The 18,403-nt window shown below is 43.3% G+C and carries 19 protein-coding genes; 5 read left to right on the forward strand and 14 right to left on the reverse strand.

The annotated features are described in order from the left end of the window. Positions 1 to 122: 122 nt before the first annotated feature. The 4 genes from sstT to QO187_RS08125 form a co-directional block, all read right to left on the reverse strand. A complete protein-coding gene (gene sstT / locus QO187_RS08110) occupies positions 123 to 1,325 on the reverse strand; it encodes a serine/threonine transporter SstT (RefSeq protein WP_057757687.1) in 1,203 nt (400 codons plus the stop codon). Positions 1,326 to 1,620: 295 nt separating this feature from the next. After that, positions 1,621 to 2,118: a DNA polymerase III subunit chi gene (locus tag QO187_RS08115; RefSeq protein ID WP_102092640.1), complete on the reverse strand. Its 498-nt coding sequence runs from the start codon at positions 2,116 to 2,118 to the stop codon at positions 1,621 to 1,623. A 7-nt stretch (positions 2,119 to 2,125) separates the two neighbouring features. After that, positions 2,126 to 3,781 carry a leucyl aminopeptidase gene (locus QO187_RS08120; protein WP_102092641.1) on the reverse strand — a complete coding sequence of 552 codons (1,656 nt, stop codon included), beginning with the start codon at positions 3,779 to 3,781 and terminating at the stop codon, positions 2,126 to 2,128. Between the two features lie 225 nt (positions 3,782 to 4,006). Further along, a complete protein-coding gene (locus QO187_RS08125) occupies positions 4,007 to 4,624 on the reverse strand; it encodes a cysteine hydrolase family protein (RefSeq protein WP_228153127.1) in 618 nt (205 codons plus the stop codon). A 492-nt stretch (positions 4,625 to 5,116) separates the two neighbouring features. On the opposite strand from QO187_RS08125, the gene lptF reads away from it, so the two are divergent. Further along, positions 5,117 to 6,427: an LPS export ABC transporter permease LptF gene (gene lptF, locus QO187_RS08130; protein WP_102092642.1), complete on the forward strand. Its 1,311-nt coding sequence runs from the start codon at positions 5,117 to 5,119 to the stop codon at positions 6,425 to 6,427. After that, positions 6,427 to 7,635 carry an LPS export ABC transporter permease LptG gene (gene lptG / locus QO187_RS08135; protein WP_102092643.1) on the forward strand — a complete coding sequence of 403 codons (1,209 nt, stop codon included), beginning with the start codon at positions 6,427 to 6,429 and terminating at the stop codon, positions 7,633 to 7,635. The genes lptF and lptG overlap by 1 nt, the downstream gene beginning before the upstream one ends. 120 nt (positions 7,636 to 7,755) lie before the next feature. Here lptG and QO187_RS08140 read toward each other — a convergent pair whose 3' ends face one another. Next, positions 7,756 to 8,364 (reverse strand): class I SAM-dependent methyltransferase, encoded by a 609-nt coding sequence (locus QO187_RS08140; RefSeq protein ID WP_102092644.1) that lies wholly within the window; start codon positions 8,362 to 8,364, stop codon positions 7,756 to 7,758. A gap of 241 nt (positions 8,365 to 8,605) precedes the next feature. On the opposite strand from QO187_RS08140, the gene QO187_RS08145 reads away from it, so the two are divergent. Then, positions 8,606 to 9,049, forward strand: a complete 444-nt coding sequence (locus tag QO187_RS08145) for a PH domain-containing protein (protein WP_102092645.1) — start codon at positions 8,606 to 8,608, stop codon at positions 9,047 to 9,049. A gap of 63 nt (positions 9,050 to 9,112) precedes the next feature. Here QO187_RS08145 and QO187_RS08150 read toward each other — a convergent pair whose 3' ends face one another. The 7 genes from QO187_RS08150 to recN form a co-directional block, all read right to left on the reverse strand. Beyond that, entirely contained in the window at positions 9,113 to 9,442 is a 330-nt protein-coding gene (locus QO187_RS08150; protein ID WP_102092646.1) for a DUF3817 domain-containing protein, read from the reverse strand. A 140-nt stretch (positions 9,443 to 9,582) separates the two neighbouring features. Beyond that, on the reverse strand, positions 9,583 to 10,521 hold the full coding sequence (gene xerD, locus QO187_RS08155; RefSeq protein WP_102092647.1) for a site-specific tyrosine recombinase XerD: 939 nt from the start codon (positions 10,519 to 10,521) through the stop codon (positions 9,583 to 9,585). A gap of 66 nt (positions 10,522 to 10,587) precedes the next feature. Then, the gene (gene tusA / locus QO187_RS08160) at positions 10,588 to 10,914 is read right to left on the reverse strand and encodes a sulfurtransferase TusA (RefSeq protein ID WP_102092648.1); all 327 of its coding nucleotides are present in this window, start codon (positions 10,912 to 10,914) and stop codon (positions 10,588 to 10,590) included. A gap of 83 nt (positions 10,915 to 10,997) precedes the next feature. Continuing rightward, the gene (locus tag QO187_RS08165; RefSeq protein WP_102092649.1) at positions 10,998 to 11,492 is read right to left on the reverse strand and encodes a hypothetical protein; all 495 of its coding nucleotides are present in this window, start codon (positions 11,490 to 11,492) and stop codon (positions 10,998 to 11,000) included. 86 nt (positions 11,493 to 11,578) lie between these two features. Further along, positions 11,579 to 12,154, reverse strand: a complete 576-nt coding sequence (gene ruvX / locus QO187_RS08170) for a Holliday junction resolvase RuvX (RefSeq protein WP_227673305.1) — start codon at positions 12,152 to 12,154, stop codon at positions 11,579 to 11,581. 50 nt (positions 12,155 to 12,204) lie between these two features. Continuing rightward, positions 12,205 to 12,768 carry a YqgE/AlgH family protein gene (locus QO187_RS08175; protein ID WP_101204671.1) on the reverse strand — a complete coding sequence of 188 codons (564 nt, stop codon included), beginning with the start codon at positions 12,766 to 12,768 and terminating at the stop codon, positions 12,205 to 12,207. 167 nt (positions 12,769 to 12,935) lie between these two features. Beyond that, on the reverse strand, positions 12,936 to 14,615 hold the full coding sequence (recN, locus tag QO187_RS08180; RefSeq protein ID WP_102078809.1) for a DNA repair protein RecN: 1,680 nt from the start codon (positions 14,613 to 14,615) through the stop codon (positions 12,936 to 12,938). Between the two features lie 764 nt (positions 14,616 to 15,379). Here recN and QO187_RS08185 point away from each other — a divergent pair. Together QO187_RS08185 and rlmB are read left to right on the forward strand one after the other, a co-directional pair. Then, on the forward strand, positions 15,380 to 15,715 hold the full coding sequence (locus tag QO187_RS08185; RefSeq protein WP_057757729.1) for a pyrimidine/purine nucleoside phosphorylase: 336 nt from the start codon (positions 15,380 to 15,382) through the stop codon (positions 15,713 to 15,715). Positions 15,716 to 15,938: 223 nt separating this feature from the next. Beyond that, positions 15,939 to 16,709 carry a 23S rRNA (guanosine(2251)-2'-O)-methyltransferase RlmB gene (rlmB, locus tag QO187_RS08190; protein WP_102078746.1) on the forward strand — a complete coding sequence of 257 codons (771 nt, stop codon included), beginning with the start codon at positions 15,939 to 15,941 and terminating at the stop codon, positions 16,707 to 16,709. On the opposite strand, the gene coaE is transcribed toward rlmB, so the two are convergent. Both coaE and QO187_RS08200 read right to left on the reverse strand, forming a co-directional pair. Next, positions 16,672 to 17,358: a dephospho-CoA kinase gene (gene coaE / locus QO187_RS08195; protein ID WP_102092650.1), complete on the reverse strand. Its 687-nt coding sequence runs from the start codon at positions 17,356 to 17,358 to the stop codon at positions 16,672 to 16,674. The two genes, rlmB and coaE, sit on opposite strands and share 38 nt — an antisense overlap. A 141-nt stretch (positions 17,359 to 17,499) precedes the next feature. After that, complete coding sequence (locus QO187_RS08200; protein ID WP_102092651.1) at positions 17,500 to 18,399, reverse strand: A24 family peptidase; 900 nt, start codon at positions 18,397 to 18,399, stop codon at positions 17,500 to 17,502. Positions 18,400 to 18,403: the final 4 nt, after the last annotated feature.

Below are 18,403 nucleotides of genomic sequence, written 5' to 3' on the forward strand. Positions count from 1 at the left end.
GACTTTGAGTTTAAAGTCTAGATTGTAACGCATAAAAATACCCCAAAAGTTGTGTCCAACTTATGGGGTTCAGTTCATTAAAGGCCCTTTTCTTATGTCTATATAAAACACTACAGCAGAAATTAACGCGAATACGTCGGATCCGCTGCTGCTGTAAATAATACATCAGTAGAAGAGTTCAAAGCAGTCTCAGCTGAGTCCTGAATCACACCGATGATAAAGCCAATCGCAACTACTTGCATCGCGATATCATTTGGAATGCTAAATAAGCTAGCAGCGAGTGGAATCAATAGCAATGAACCACCAGCAACACCAGAAGCACCGCAAGCACTAATCGTAGCAACCAGACTGAGTAGCAGCGCTGATGCAAACGTCACTTCGATACCCAACGTATGAGCAGCAGCAAGCGTTAAGACGTTAATCGTAATCGCAGCACCCGCCATGTTAATGGTGGCCCCTAGTGGGATGGTCACCGAATAAGTGTCTTCATGCAATCCAAGCTTACGGGCAAGGTTCATGTTGACTGGGATATTGGCCGCTGAACTGCGTGTAAAGAAGGCAGTAATTCCTGATTCGCGCAGACATCTGAACACGAGTGGATAAGGGTTCTTGCCAGTTTTGATAAGGACGATAAGCGGATTGGCAACCAACGCAATGAATAACATACAGCTGATTAATACCATCAAGATACGTGCGTAGCCTGCCAAAGAAGCAAAGCCTGTCTCAGCAACCGTGCTAGCGACTAGGCCTAAGATACCAAATGGGGCTAAAGCAATAATCCATTTAACCACTTGTGAGATGGCATCAGCGAAATCACCGACAACATTACGAGCAGTATCACTGGCTTGGCGCAGTGCAAAACCAATAATAATTGCCCATGCTAAGATACCAATATAGTTGGCTTCAGCGATTGCATTGATCGGGTTAGCGACCAGGTTCATGAGCAAGTTCGTCAAGACTTCTTTTAGGTCAGCAGGTGGTACTTGCGCGATATCGGCGTTGATCAAGACCAGCTCAGTTGGGAATAAAAAGCTGGCACCGACTGCCGTTAGTGCTGCCAAAAAAGTGCCGAACATGTACATGATAAGCACTGGCTTTACGTAGACTTCATTGCCACTACGATGTTGACTGATGGCTGCCATAACCAGAATAAATACTAGGATGGGAGCGACTGCTTTTAGTGCGCCGACAAAGAGTGTACCGAGCAACCCTATGGCGGTGCCGATACTTGGCGCTAGCCAACCAATCAATACCCCTAACACCAAACCAATAATAATAAGCGGCACCAGCCCTATACGCTGATACATTGCAATTAATGAACGCATCTGTACACCCTCAAGTCCGTTAAAAGTAAGTGAATTGTCACAACAGAAAATTTATCGAAGGATGGTAGCATTTTTTGACATATTCGCATACCGCTCATAGCAGTAGCTGTTGCGTGCAAACAGAGGGATAGTAGAGTTATAGAACTAGTATAAAAAAGAATGTAGCACTTATAGGCAAGGGCTAGCTACTCAGAATACCTCATTTATAGGAGAGTAAAAGCAGCGATATAGGCAATGATATATAAGGTAGGAAGAGATTTCGCTATGAAAGGTAAGAGGGAAATAAACAGTAGAGCTACACCTTAAAGTGGGTCAAATCGTAACCTAATTGCTGGTAGGCTTTATATTTATTGCGACCTTCTTGTGTACTTGTGGCATCAGGTTGGATCAGCTCAAGGACTCGAGAGGGTTTTGAATTATTGGTAGCAGCCATAAAATCGTTGACGGGACGAGTCGTCGTATTGAGCACGATACCATTAAAATCTGCTGGCATATGATTGCCTAGCAGTACAGGCGCTGATACTTCAGAAGTAGCAATGTTGATGTTGCTATCATCAGTACCTCTATCATTGGTACTTTTATTGTCAGTATCAGAAAGACATTGATGCGGTATAAAACTCGTAGGTTCTTGTGCCCAAAGTGCCGTATCTAGATTTGCTAGTAATGTCCCATCTTCAATTAAAATCAGCAAAGACTGAGCGCTTTTGTTAAGCGCCGTCTGCGTCAGCTGACAAATAAAGCCCAAGAAATCTTGGGCCTTACTCTCACTTAATACATAAAAACTAATTTTCATAAATGGATTAAGCCATCTCTGCGCTGTTTTTTAGATATTGCATAAACAATGGCACAGGACGACCAGTGGCTGCTTTGTCTTTACCTGAGTTCCATGCAGTACCAGCGATGTCTAAATGCGCCCATGCTTGACCTTCTTCAATGAAACGCGATAAGAAGCAGGCGGCAGTTACCGCACCAGCACCTTTACCACCGATGTTTTGCATATCAGCGATTGGTGAGTCAAGCTGAGCTTGATATTCATCATCCAAAGGCATATGCCAAATAAGATCGCCTGATAGGTTGCTAGCATTTTCTAAATCAAACAGGACATCTTCATCATTACTAAATACGGCTGAACGAACATGACCTAGTGCAACTACACAAGCGCCAGTCAAGGTGGCAACATCGATGATGGCTTTTGGCTGATAGCGCTGCACGTAGCACAAGGTATCTGCTAGTACTAAACGACCTTCAGCATCAGTATTCAAGATTTCGACTGATTTACCGTTCATTGCTTTAACGATATCGCCTGGACGTGTTGCATCACCTGATGGCATGTTTTCAGCACAGGCTAGCGCACCAACGACGTTGATTGGTAGACGAGCTTCGCACAACGCTTTGATTGTACCAAGTACTGACGCCGAACCACCCATGTCAAACTTCATCTCATCCATCGCCGCACCTGGCTTGATTGAGATACCGCCTGAATCAAAGGTTACGCCTTTACCGACTAATACGATAGGTGCGTCGTCATTGGTCGCTTGTGCATTGTCATTGCTATTTTTGCTTGCATTTTTAGCTGACTTTTTGGTTGGTAGTTTATCGGCCAATGCCTTTAGACCACTCACTTTTGCGTTGCTAGTGGTGTGCTCGGTAGTGCCTGCATTTGAACTAAATTCTGATTTACCACGGTACTCCATGAGTACCAGTTTACCTTCTTTGGTAGAGCCTTGTGCAACGGCCAAGAAGCAATGCATACCTAGCGCTGACATCTCGTCCTCACCTAGTACCTTCACGGTTAATAGGTCAGGGTAAGTTTTTGCAAGTTCTTGAGCTTGTTCAGCCATGTAAGCTGGGAAGCAAATATTGCCAGGCTCATTGGCCACATCACGAGTGAGGCTCTGACCAGCAAATACTGACTGAGCAAAGGCAAGTGCAGGCTGTAGTGACTCATCAGCTAATAGATAAACATCAGTCAATACAGGACTTGCTTGCTCAGATTTATACTTGTCAAAGCGGTAGCTCGCTGCCAACAGATTAAGGGCAAATTGACCAAAGTGGTTTTCTTCTAATACATCACCCAAGGCGACAGTGATAGAAGACACACGCTTTTGAGTGCTGCTATAGATAGTATTGGCGATTTTTTGCAGTATTGTGTTGTTAAACTTATCAGTGTTACCTACACCGACTAATAGCAGTTGTACAGGGTTTTGCTTAGTGGTTTTTTTATCACCTGCCAGCGCATAGTCAGCAACAGTCTCACAGGTAGTGCCCTTGAAATGTGATACTTCAATCAGCTGCTCAATACGAGTGGTATATTCCGTTAGCACAGATTCAGCCAGAATGTTTTTCTTGTCATCGACCAAAACAACCAGACAAGCATCGTCTTTACTTTTGGCTTCTTTTTTCAAGATTTTTTGCGTATGAGTCTTTGGTAAATGCTGAGATAATTTGATATTCATATAGTTATCCTTATTAGAGTTATGAAAATTGCAGGATTTGTATGACTGCTTATACCTGTCATATTATTAGATTATTTGGTCTGTTGAGCAATCACAGTAGTGTAGCATATTGCGATAATTGTGCGCAGTTAGCAAGGTTTAGGTAATACGTTTGAATTATTATGCTGTACTAACTTACGCTATGGTTTAGCGGTTACATTATCATTTTTCGATGGTGCCAACATATTAGCCATTGACCAATTCATCGGTCGTTACCATCGCGGCAAATCTGTCTTGTAGTGCGGCCATGGCAGTATCATGCATGATTTCAGCGCTTATCGGCTTTCTTGTAGCGCTAGGTAGATCGCGCGTGGCACAGGCATCATGGCAGACAAAACTATCGAAACCTAGGTCAAATGCGGCGCGGACGCTTGAGCTGACGCACATATGACTCATAAAACCCGCAAAAATAATCTGCTTCTTTTCTACTGCTAAAATCAGTGATTGTAATTGCGTATCATAAAAGGCATTCGGATGCTTTTTGGCAATCACTGTTTCGCCATCTTGAGGCTGCAACGGCTCGACTATCTCAACATTAGCTGATAAAGGATCAAAGACATTGCCATTCTTGGCGCCATGATGGGTAATGTGGAAGATAGGTAAATCTTGCTGACGCGCTCTATCGAGTAGTAGGCGCGCATTGGCGATAGCTTTTGCCCCAGCGTCCCCTAATGGCATAGCGCCATCGACGTATTCGTTTTGATAATCGATAAGAACGAGTGCGCAATTTGACCAATCAAGCGCATCGAATGTGCCGCCAGCGAGCTCAAGTAGGGTAAAGGGTGTAGAGATCGTTTTATTCATTAGTATTATTCTCCGTTTAACAATATAAGTATATTTTTCTATCAGTCAGTCTAGCAATTAATAACAGAGATAAATGTTCGATGATACGAATGACAAACAAACCTTTCTAAAATAAATAAAGCAAAAACTTAGCGCTAGAAATACTATCAATTCGATGTAATTTGAGGTTTTATCAATTATTTATCCAATATTTGCTATGTTTGTTACTTACTGTCAATAATGCGCTCTCAGCAAGGTGTAGGTAATGTTTTCAAACACATTTCACAGCCATTTTTGGGCAAAACATGCTAGCATTAGCGGTTATATCTGTCGCTTGTGTTTATTGAGTATGACTAACCAGTCGCTTAGTAACGTTTACCGTTATTTGAGTATTTAGATGACCCATATCATGCTGATGATATGACGTCTACGACCTAAACATTCAATAAGCTCATCATCAATCGCGCGCATACCAACCGTTTAAGAGTACCCATTGTGATATTACGCCGCTACATGACACAACAAGTTGCCTCGACCACTGCCTTAGTGTTGGGGTTTTTGGTAGTGATGATGCTCGGCGGTCGTTTGATACGCTACTTTGGCATCGCTGCTGAAGGTCGTTTGGACGTCAGCCTACTGTTTACTATCATTGGGTATAACCTACCGTACTTTTTAGAGCTCATTTTACCGTTAGCGTTTTTTATCGCTTTGATGCTGGTATTTGGTCGCTTATATGTCGATCAAGAAATGGCAGTGATCAATGCTAGTGGCGTGTCTCGAGGTAAGCTTGCTCGATTGATGACACCATTAATATTGGCATTGTTCGTCGGCGAGGCGGCACTATCTGTCGTCGGAAAGCCTTGGGGCGTACGCTCATCTGAGGCTGTCTGGCAGCAGCAAGCATTGACCAGTGCGTTTGATTTGATTCGTCCGAACGAGTTTATCAGTAGCGGTAATTACCATTTATACGTGGGTAGTCTCAGCGATGATAAGAAAAAATTGCAAGATGTGATCTTGATCCAATCTGAACCTGCGAAAAAAGGTAGTGCTGCTGAAAGTGTCGATGCCACTGCTACTGATATGAATAACACGATTGATAGAGAGACAGCCGAACAGATTGGCATCTCTGATATTCCAAAAGATATTATAAATAGCGGTGCGAAGGACATTAGCAAAGACACGATTACGTTGGCTAAGCGTGCTGAGCAAGTGGATACCGGCAATAGCGGTGTGACCCAGTTAGATCTGTTCCAAGGACGTCGTTACGAAGTCGGCGCAGGCAGTCTGAAATATAATCAAGTCGCTTTTGATCGTTATCGCATTACCTTGACTGAGTCTTCACAGGAAGTTATCACCGAAGACAATATTGAAACGCAAAAGATTGGACCGTTATGGCAAGCCGCCACGAGTAGTTCGTCATTAGGCACGAATAGTGCAATGCGCGCTGCACAAGGTGAGCTTGGCTATCGTTTGGCGCTACCATGGCTGATGATTATCGCGCCTATGTTGGCCGTGCCACTGGCACAAGTCCGTCCGCGTCAAGGACGCTGGCTGCGCTTGTTTCCTTCTATCTTATTATTTGTCAGCTGTGCATTAGGTATCATCTCGCTCAAAAACGCAGTGAGCAAAGACAGCATCAGCGTATGGGCCTATGCATGGCTTATCTTAGGATTTATGGCATTGGCGCTTTATATGAATTGGGGTAGCCGTGTGCAACATCGACTACGCTTTCGCAAACAAGAAAATAGGCTAGCCGCTGCCACAACTAGTTCAGTTAGCGACATCGATAATCAGAACAACAGCTCACAAGGAGGGCAGTCTTAATGCGCTCTTTATTTGCTAAGTCAGCGAAGTCTGATCAATTGGCCAAAAAACCTGCCAATCTAAAAGTCCTTAGTCGTTATGTCAAACTCAACGCTCTATTGGCTATTATCGCTGCCGTCATTGGTTTATGGGCGTTGCAGCTGATTTTTTCTTACTTATCAGAGCTTGATTCGTTAGATGATAACTACACCATGGGCGAGGCGCTCAAATATATCTTTTATCGTTCGCCTTACTTTTTAGAACAATTTATTCCAACGGGTGCGCTATTGGGTGCCGTCATAGGATTAGGTTTGCTGGCCAATAAAAGCGAGCTGGTCGTCATGCGCGCGGCTGGGGTCAGTATCTATCGTATCGTCGGCTGGGTATTGCAGCCCGCTTTGATATTTGTACTATTGGCATTAGCTATCAATCAGTTCGTTCTACCTTCTTCTAATCAGTTGGCAAAACAGATTAATGATGAAGACAGCACCTCACTGGTCACATCAGTGCGCGGCTACTGGACGATACAGCCACGTTTCGACACCGCAGAAGATGGCAGTGCTACACCTGATGGTAGCGACATTTTATATATCGATTATGCTGATGTCGCAGGCAATATTGGCGAGGTGAAACGCTGGCATTTGGACAACAATGGTAATTTGCAAACTGCTGTCCATGCGGAAGGTGGGAAATATACTGGCCGTGAACCAATTGATGTGAACAGTGAAAAGCCAAGCGAGCAGTATCGTTACGAGTGGCAATTAAACGATATGGTTAAGCTCTCTATCAATCAAGGTTTTGAGAGTAGCCAAGCCGTTTCACCATCAGATACGCTAAGCTTACCCTTTGCCCCAGAGTCTGTGTATCTGCTGACGCGTAAGGCAGAGGATTTGTCATTGACGCAGCTTTATGAGCATCGCACGTTTATGCGCCAACAGGGCAATCGCTCTTTAGATCATGAAGTCGCATTTTGGCAAAAGCTACTATCGCCATTGTCGATATTGTCGCTAGTGATTGTCGCCTGCTCATTTGTCTTTGGCTCGCTACGGACGCACAGCTTAGGCTTGCGTATCGTCGTGGCGTTGTTGTTTGGTCTACTATTTAGCTATATACAAGACTTAGTTGGTTTTGTATCGCTGGCGACAGGCTTTTCACCAATGCTCATGGTGCTATTACCGATTATTGGCAGCGCGCTATTAGGCGGATATCTAATAAAACGCCAGATGTAAAAAGACAATTGGCCATACAAAATAAAAAGCACGCTAAAATTAATTTAGCGTGCTTTTTTATGTCGATTTCAATTTAGGCTTCAGTTTAAATGGCTGAAACTCAATCAGGCAAAGCTAAAGCTAGTCTTTGGTCGCCATCGTAATCGTATAGGTTTTACCTTGTTTGATTTTGTCGCTATTGCCAAACACTTCGGTAAATGAGCGCTTAACAAATTGGCGTAGGCCATTAATCGTCACCACGTAAAAACGTCCACCTTTACGCATGCGTGCATAGGCATCGAGGAAGTATAAATAATGCTGCTCTTTACCGACTTTGGCTGGCAAGTTTGACATCACAAGGCTAAAGTCTTTGTCTTTTGCCACATGATTAAAACCATTTGATAAATGCACATCGACATTGTTTAGACCATTTTTTTCACAGTTACGACGTGCATATTCTACTGCCATAAAGTCTTTATCAATCAGCGTATGCTGACCATTTGGACATTCACGTGCTGCCGTCATACCAAGTACACCATAACCACAGCCTAAATCGATCGAATCATCATCTTGCTCAAAATCCACATAATCAAGAAGCATCAAGCTACCGTCATCGAGTTTTTGCGGTGAAAAAATACCCCACGTGGTCGCAAAATCAAACGGCTTACCTAGCACTTCTTGGCGAAAATTGATATCTTCGCGCCAGTGTTCGGCGTTTTTTAACAGGTCAGAAGGTGGTCTATGGCTCATGGGATTCTCGGATAATAGATAGGTAAAAGGTAGTGCGCAGCCCAGTTAGGTAGCATGTATATCATGACGCACTTTAATAAGGGTATTGTAACGAGAAAAGGATGGGTTTGCAGCTATCTATTTCTAGAACTGCATTTTGCTGTATCGGAAAAATTTTTAAGAAAAAATGCTAGAGATATTAGATAAGAGGTATCGCTTAAGATAGAATCAAATCTAACCTGATAGTCTCTAAGTGTTATTTATGCCAGACATTATATTCGTATCCAAAGTAGACTTCTGGCTTGCACTGTTACTTTGGGGTTTGAGTTTATTTACTGTGTCCGTTCCATTATGGCAGTGGAAGCGAGATGCTCAAAAATCCCTCGTACAAACTATATTAATGACGGTTATTCTCATACCTTTTGCAGCACTAATGCTCATCCCTTTTTTCGGTACTGAGTACATATTAACGAATGACCAACTACAAGTAGATAGTGGGTTCTCTGTTCAAAAAATTGAGATTACAGATATCACCTATATGACGCCGACTCGAAGTATGAGTTCTGCGCCAGCACTATCATTGGATAGGATTAAAATATCATATCAAGATGAAGAAATACTAATTTCACCAAAAGACCAGTCACGTTTTTATCGCGAGATACAGGCACGTAATCCTAAAATAGTGATAGATACAGCAGGCGAATAGAATGGCATTATCGTTAGCCGCATTCAGCTATACATCGTTCCTGATATTGAATTTTTTTCGAAACTACTTCCCCAAATTCTTCTTTAATAAGTGATCAAATATAAATGGCCCAAATGGCAAAAACGAGCCGAGCACACCAGCAGGTAGCGCCCAAAGCGGCATTTTTATTCTGCTCGCGGTGATGATTAATACCATGACATAAGCAACGAATAATACCCCATGCACTGGACCGATATAGCTTACCGCTTCTGGAATATCGAACATATATTTGAGTGGCATCGCGATACCAAGTAACAGCAGAAAAGACGTACCCTCTAAATAACCCATGATAGTAAGGTTTCTGAGAGCAGTGTTTTGACTCTTTGATAAGGTAGATGGTTGAGCTTGCGACACGATATATTCCTTTTACAATCATCAATAATATTAGATTTCAATGCTGCCCATATGACAATATGACAATATGACAATATGACAATATGACAATATGACAATATGACAATATGACAATATGACAATATGGCAATATGGCAAGGCTACCCACGTGGATGATGCTCGGCATGCAATTTCTGCAATCTCGCTGTTGCCACATGAGTATAGATTTGCGTGGTTGATAAATCGCTATGTCCTAGCAATAACTGCACACTACGCAAGTCTGCACCGTGATTAAGCAAATGTGTGGCAAATGCGTGACGTAGCGTATGCGGGGATAATTCTTTATCGATACTGGCAACTTTGGCGTATTTCTTAAGTAGATACCAAAAGTTCTGCCGCGTCATATAGCCACCTTGCGCCGTCAAAAATACCGCTTGGCAATTGCCTGATTTTAAATGAGCAATCAAGTCGCCACGCCCATGAGACAGATAATCTTCCAATGCATCCGCTGCATATTCGCCGAGGGGCACCAATCGCGTTTTATTGCCTTTCCCCGTGATTTGTAGCCAGCCTGAGTTTAGATTCACTTGCTCTAATGAGAGGTTAATCAACTCACTCACTCGCAGACCGCAGGCGTATAAAATTTCTAGCATTGCTTTGTCACGCAGTCCGAGTGCCGTACTGGTATCAGGTGCGGCAAGTAGATTGTCGACATCCGCTTCAGCTAAGTCTTTTGGCAGCGGACGTCCGAGTTTTGGGCTTTTAATACGCTCACAAGGATTGTCCTCACGCAGATTACTGGCAATCATCCATAGATAAAACTGACGCAAGCTTGAGAGCATGCGTGCTTGGGTACGTGGAGTTTTGCCATCTTGAGCAAGGAGTGACAGACAGTGCAGCACATCATCAGGCTGCCAGCGTGTCAGAGCGATAGGATTGGTCAGCTCACAAGAGCGTAGGTCGCGGACGTACGCATTACGAGTACGCGTCGCTAGACCGCGTGCCAGCATGGCTTGACGAAACTCAGTCATATAAGCTGGCTCATCATCGACCGCCAATGCTTTAGGCTGTCGTTGTTGCACGGCACGATCACGGCTCATAGGATGATACTCAGGTAGGGGTTAAGTTAGCAATAACAGACAGTTATTAAAATAATGCCAAACTTATCATGCCATTTTTTTCTTAACCAGATAGCGATATAGCGTTACGCTTGCAGGCGTATCCTCATCGCTATCGATGGTAATTTCATCAGGATCAGCGTCTAAGCTCACGTTCTCAGCCAGTGTTTCTTGGCCTACTAGTTCATGACCTAAATGACGACAGAAATTTGGAATATCGCGCGTGGTAGCCGGATCTGTCGCCAATATTTCAATCACTTCACCGCCATCTGCTTTGCGAATGACGCGATGTAGCATCATGACCGGCTCAGGACAAATCAGCCCTTGAGTGTCTAAGTGATGGTGGATAGGCGTGTCTGGTATCGAAGTGGTCATAGTCATTATCGTAAAGCTAAATAAGTGAATTTGAGGATGAGTAGTTTGCTTAAGTGCTTATTGCGGCGTACTTTGTAGGTCGTCTACGCTTCAGTACTTTCAGCCTCTTCGTCGGCATCAGGCGTATCAGCTACTTCTAAAAAGTTAAAAAACCGCTTAAAACTTACTTTAAATAAAAATGCCACGCCCAGCCAACAAGATAGTCCTAACCATGCAGTATCGGCAAAAATTAATCCACCAACCAATATAATGGTTGATACGCCAATACTCATGGCAATCATCGACGGTTGATTTAAGCGATAACGATAAACGACCAATGCATCGTAAATAGTAATGGGTATCGTGAGGGCTACTAGGGCATATGGCAAATTATAAAATAATTGATAAAGCAGCTGGTTATCATGGAAGGCTTTGATACTAGCAATCGTGCCAAAGACCACAAATGCAAAAATAGCCGCATAAATGAGATAAATCGCTATTTGGTTGGCACGCTGTGCGCCTTTAATACGGGCAATAGCAAGTGGAGCAAAACCATGCTGTGACTTATGTTGCGAAGATTGGTCTGAGACAGTGGTCATAGTAATCAGTCATTTATCCGTTAAGAGGTATGATGTATCGAAGTGACATTATAGCCGCACACGTGTCTTTTACCTATTTGGCTGCTTTATTCTGCTTTGATTGCATCGATAGCGATACTGCTATTAGGATCAGCAAAATAGGTCGACATTAGGATACAAGCGGAGATATCATCGATTGGGTCGCGTTCGTTTTTGATCCAACCATTGTCCCATGCGATTTCTCTTGCTTCGATTGAAGTCAGCCGCTCATCACACAGTGATACGGTCACTGGCAAATGCTGCTCCATTATTCTATGGGCCAGACGACGAGCGAATTTGTGCGCTCGTTTTGAAAGCATGGAGCTAGTGCCATCCATATTAAGCGGTAGGCCAACCACGACTTGCGCCACGCCCCAGACTTTGATGATACCAATTAAGTTGTCCCAATCTGGCTGCCCGTTATTCATTGCCAAAATGTCAAAGGCACGTGCCGTCTGTGTGATGGTATTACCGAGTGCCATTCCCATCTTTTTGACACCGTAGTCTAGTGCCAAGATAAGATGCGGCTTTACCTCTGGCTCAATAGTTTCAGCAGTGCTATTGCTACCGTTATCGAGAGTATCAATATCAATGTCATTATCTATAGCGTCTGTGCTACTGGCTGTAAAAGTACTATCTACCATAGTAATGGGCGTCCTTTATGTCTTTATCTAAATTCGCAGAGCGTATGAGATTACGCATGACCTATGTCACTACTAAGATAGTCGAAATTGACTCCGATTTTGTCGGCTGCGATTTGCCAGCGTTCTTCAAACGGTGTATCAAATAATAAATTCAGATCAGCAGGGCAGACTAACCAATCACCATTACTCAGTTCTTGGTCTAGCTGTTTCTTACCCCAGCTGGCATGACCTAGACACAGCTGATAGTGACCGACGCCTTGACCTGCGGCGATACGTTTTAGAATATCTTGGCTAGTTGTGATGCAAACGTTCTCCGAAATAGCAAAAGAAGAAGCCCATTCTGGCTGACCAGTATGCAGCACAAAGCCGACCTCAGGATACATAGGGCCGCCCTCTAATGCCACATCTTCCATCACCTGCGGATTGGTCACTTCAATATCTAAATCTTCTAGCAGCTTACCTACGCGAGATTGCTCGAGCGGACGATTGACCATCAGACCTAGTGCACCATGCTTGTCATGACGGCAAATATATATAAGTGCCTGCTCAAACCTTGGGTCTGACAGCTCTGGTGCTGCAATCAAAAAATGATGGGTCAAATTGGTTTTAGACATAGAAACAAATGCAACCTAATAATAAAGGTGAAAGACCACTATATGGTGATAATCAACAGAAAAGCAAGATTCGCACTAATTGCTACTGACCATCATACAGACTCAGATAACCATCCGTTTTGATGAAAACGAACGGTTATTTAACGTTAGATAGGTCAGGTAGAGCGTTATTTAACATCGGATAATAAGCTGCGGGCATGATCGCGCGTGACATCGGTAATAATGACACCACCAGACATACGCGCCAACTCGTCTACTTGCGCACTGTTGGTCAGTATGAGTAGCTCGCTTTCGGTCTGTTCTTGATGGTGCTTTTGTACCAAGATATGTTGATGCGCTTGTGCTGCGACTTGTGCTTGGTGTGTGATGGCTAGCAATTGCTGTGTTTGCCCAAGCGAGCGTAGCAGTTCGCCAACCACTTGCGCAGTACCGCCACTGATACCGACATCAACCTCATCAAATACCAACATAGGCTTGGCGGCATTGTTATCAGCATTGGTCGCTTGTAGTACTTGCATCACGAGTGCCATACGTGACAGTTCACCACCTGAAGCAATTTTATGTAGGGGCTGCATTGGCATACCGACATTGGCGCTGAATAATAAATCAATATCGTAGCAACCTTGTGCATTGTAATGACTAGGTTCAGATTTTTTGGTAAAGACAAATTCACAGCGAGCATTGGGTAGCGCAAGCGGTTGTAGTTGTTTGATGAGTTGCTTACTAATTACCGGGGCAGCTTTTGTGCGCTCTTTATTTAACTGTGTGGCCAGAGCGAGATAGTCTTGCCAAGCCTGATCAATTTGCGCTGCCATTGCATCACTACTTGGCTCGTTCTCTAGCTGCTCTAATTGCGCCTCCCAGCCTTTTGCTTCATCAATTAAATCACTGGCGGGCAAGCTATGCTTACGTGACAAACGATGTCCTAAGCTGATTAGGTTGTCTAATGTTTGCAAGCGTTCAGGATCAGGTAGCTGCTGTTCGGCATAATCTGATAGCAGGGCAGTTACCTCAGTGATTTGCTGCTGTGCTAGATGCAGCTGCTCAGAGGCTTGTTCAAACGTTTGACTGACGCTTACTTGATTGTCACAGAGTTTGATCGCTTGCCCAAGCAAGGTCATGACGTCTGGCTCATCAGTATCATTGTCGAGCAAATGCAGACCATGACTAGCCTCTTGCATTAAGGCTTCAATGTTGGAGAGCTCTTCGTGTTCAGATTCAACTTCCGCGTAGTCCACAGCCAATAACGGCGCAATATCTGCTAATTGGCTCTGCAACAACTGAATACGATCTTGACGCTGGGCTTCGCGGCTCGCGATGTCATCTGCGCGACGTTTTAGCTGCTGATAGGCTTGATAGCTACTGGCAGTTTGGATGGCTAGCGGTGTTATCTGGGCCATCTCATCAAGCCATTGCACCACAAATTGCGGCTTGAGCAATGCTTGCTGAGCATGTTGGCTATGTATATTGACCAATAAAGTGCCTAAACTCTTTAGCTCCGCTAAGCTAACCGGTGAACCATTTAGCCATGCTTTTGAGCGGCCAGTATTGCTTAATTGTCTACGAATAAGTACTTCAGGCTCTTCTAGCGGTCGCTCATTTTTGGTAAACCACTCAGCGACGATACTGTTATTTTCTACATCGAATTGAGCGTAGATATCCGCATGCGCAGCGCCATGCCTGACCATCGCACTGTCTGCTCGCTCACCGACACACAGTGATAGTGCATCTAGCAATAACGACTTGCCAGCACCTGTTTCACCAGTGATGACATTAAAACCTTCAGCCACGCTCAGCTCATGCTGAGCAATCAACGCAAACTGATGTAAAGTTAACGATACTAGCATCAACGCCTCTCAGGACAGACAATGGACATCATATAAATCTTAGGAAGCCATCTATAAATAGGGTAAATAAGGAATTGAAAATATCTATTTAAACTTGCTAATTAGATAAATATTGTAGGCAAATAGTATGGTGTTAAATGTGCGTAAATACAAACTTTAAGACGAGGTATAACAGAATTTATTATTGGGAGATTACCATAAAACTATTAAAAACTGACAATAAATCATCAACATAATATCTATAATATTAATCATTAGGGTCATTGGATATTCAAAGATAAGCATAGTATGCGAAGAAGTATTTTGACTGATAATGATAAAAATATACCTAAAATAATGGTCTAGCATACGCCTAGAAAAATACCAAATGAATATTAAACGAATGGGTAGATACTTGCCATCGAATAGAATTTTCCTAGTCGCTTTAACAAACTTTATAGATATAATGTGGTAGCATAATCTCACATAATGATAAACTCTTCTTATGAGTTTGATGCGCTATGCAACCTAATAACGAGTCATAATTTTGTAAAATTGTAGGCGTATAGTGGTAAAAACATGCCACTCGATCATTATTCAAAAGCGTTTTCATAGAACCTGCGGCTAGCTTTAGCGCGCAGATATCTACTATAGAGGGATAAGGTGCCTAAAGCAGGCGTGTTTGCTTACTGGTCGCGTATTTGAAGCCCAGTGCAACTCTGTCGGTACTTTAACCCGTTACTTATTTTTTAGTTTTGCCATAATTATTTGATAAGGAAGCCACTATGACAGCGGCGCAATTTACTAACGTAACAGTTAATGCCCAAGCGACAGTATCTTATGATGGTCGCTGCTCAAGCCATACCATTATGTTTGAGGATGGTCGTCATAAAACGCTAGGCGTTATCTTACCTTGTGACAACTTGGTTGAGCATTATCATTTTAGCACCAACACTTCTGAGCGTATCGAAATCACCAGTGGTGAGTGTGAAGTGAAGATCAATGGTGACGATGAATTCAGCTACTACCGTGCAGGTCAATCATTTGTCGTTGAAGGCAATAGCGGTTTTAACCTACGTACTGAAGAGATTGTTCAATATGTCTGTCATCTAGAAGGCTGATATTATTAATAGGGCGCTTGAGCTTTATTATTCTAGCGCCTGTTCTATCACACATTAGTATTTCGAGAAAATAAACAATATCGGATTGGTATTGTTTATTTCTTTTTTGACGTTTGGTTTACTGTTCTCTCATCATCAATGGGTCATGACACGTAAAATCTACGTTATCTTCTTTTATCCCGTCGCCTAGTGCGATATCCACTTTATATTTAGTAGGCCTATTATGGCAAAACCCATTTATTTTTACGGCATTCATGCCATTGATGCGTTACTTGAACATCGTCCTCTTGATGGTCTTAGTTTGTTTGTGCAGCAAGGGCGTGAGAGTGACAGTCATGTACAGGCTATCATGGCCGAAGCGGAAGCAAACGGTATTAGTATTCAACCGACCCAAAAAGACAAGCTAACGCAGTTGTGTGGTAGTCCGCAGCATCAAGGCGTGGTACTCAATGCTCGTCCGTTAGGTTTTGCTGATGAAGGTTTGCTTGATACTATTATTGGCCGTGAACAGTGCCTATTATTGGTACTGGATCAAATTACTGATGCACATAACTTTGGCGCTTGCCTACGTACCGCAGTGGCTATGGGTGTGGATGCAGTGGTTTGTCCAAAACACCATGCAGCGAGCCTAACGCCAACGGTGGCTAAAGTATCGGTTGGCGCAGCAGAGATGATGCCGATCGTCAGCGTTACGAACTTAGCACGCACGTTGTCGCAAATCAAAAATGCAGGCGTTTTCGTATTTGGTACGGCACTTAGTGAAGAGGCTAAGCCAATACATGCCGCTGACCTAACTGGCAAGACCGCTATTATTATGGGGTCAGAAGGGGAGGGTATGCGTCGCCTGACAATGGAGAGCTGTGATGAGTTGGTTTATATTCCAATGTCAGGAAACGAGCATGGTAATCTACAGAGCCTAAACGTGAGTGTTGCTACTGGCATGGCATTGTACGAGGTTAATCGCCAGCGAACTTTAGCTGCTGGGCAAGCGTAAGATACTCTTGGTGCAAGGGTTCTAACTGTAGATATAGAGAGGCAAGGTCGCTCTCATTGAGTATGACATTGTCTGCATGACGATTACGCTCTTCACGACTCAGCTGATTGGTCATAATGGCCTTAATTTTTTGTATGCTTTGATCATCACGCTGACTGGCACGTGCAAGCTGCGTGTCTTCGGTCGCATCCATGACTAAAATACGTTGACATAAATTGGCCAGTCCTGCCTCTGCCGCCTCTATAAGTAGAGGCGCAGACAAGATTATATACGGTGAAGTACTAGCATCTAGCTGTGCTTTTGCTGTCTCACGTATTGCTGGATGAGTGATAGCCTCAAGCTCAATCAGCGCTTCAGGATTTGCGAATACGTGTGTACGTACAGCAGCCCTATCCATAACACCATCATCCGTCAGTATCCAATCACCAAATTTTTTCTGGATTTTCTGCAGAGTGGCGCTACCTTTAGCGACAGTCTCATGGGCGATTACGTCTGCATCAATAATATTGATGCCTTGCTCAGCAAACCAAGCACTAGCGGCAGATTTACCGCTACCGATACCACCCGTCAAACCAACTACGAGCTTCTTGCTTTTTGTTTGCATGGTTTGTGGCTGGTGTGAATAAGAGTGCGATGTATTTTTTGACATAATAATGGCTTATCTGAAAGATAGAACAATGGATGCAGCTTTAAACTCATAATTGGCCTTTTAAGGCTTTATTTATAAGTCACTACCGAAAATTTACTACAATGATATTTACTATAATAATCTAGTGTGCGCTGTCAGCTATTAGACATACATACCAAGATACCAGCTAACGATATCTGAGCCGTATAATAAGGCAACAATACCTGCTATAGCGATATAAGGCCCAAAAGCAAAAGGTCGACTTTCACCTTGTTTTTTCATCAAGATCAGCCCAACGATAGAGCCGAGTAAAGATGATAGTAGAATAATCAAAGGTAACATCATAGGTCCGAGCCAAGCACCTAATACTGCTAGTAGTTTAAAATCCCCTTGACCCATTCCATGTTTTTTAGTGATTAAATAGAATACCTTGACTACTATCCATAGCGATAAAAACCCAAGTAGTAATCCCCATATTGATTGTGTTGGTGAGACGAACCAGCTTTGTGAGTTTACCGCCAATCCTAAGCCTGCCAAAGGAAAAGTTAGACGATCAGGTAGTAGCTGTGTGTCAAAGTCGATACCTGTTAACGCCACTAGTGTCCATACTAAAACCAATGCGGACAAACCTGTAGCATTTACCCCAAACTTATATATTACTAACACGGATAAGAGGGCAGTTACTAGCTCAACGAGAGGATAACGCAGACCGATAGCCGCTTTGCAGCTTGAACAGCGTCCGCGTAGTAATAGCCAACTTATTAAAGGGATGTTTTCATACCACTTAATTTTATGTGCGCAATGAGGACAGCGTGAGGCAGGTCGACTTAAAGTAATTGGTTGGTCAGTAGCGACAATATTTGCTATGGGTAGCGTATGCTCGCGTGGCATATCTGCCTGTTCAGACATAAATTGGCTACACTCTTGTCTCCAACCATACACCATTATGAGCGGTATGCGATGAATCACAACATTTAGAAAACTGCCAACGCAAAGACCTAATAGGCCAAATACGAATAAAGCTAGGGCACTGTTCTCTTGTAGTAACTGTATAAATTGCATCAAA

The organism is Psychrobacter sp. Arc9 (assembly GCF_041431295.1).
GTDB lineage: Bacteria > Pseudomonadota > Gammaproteobacteria > Pseudomonadales > Moraxellaceae > Psychrobacter.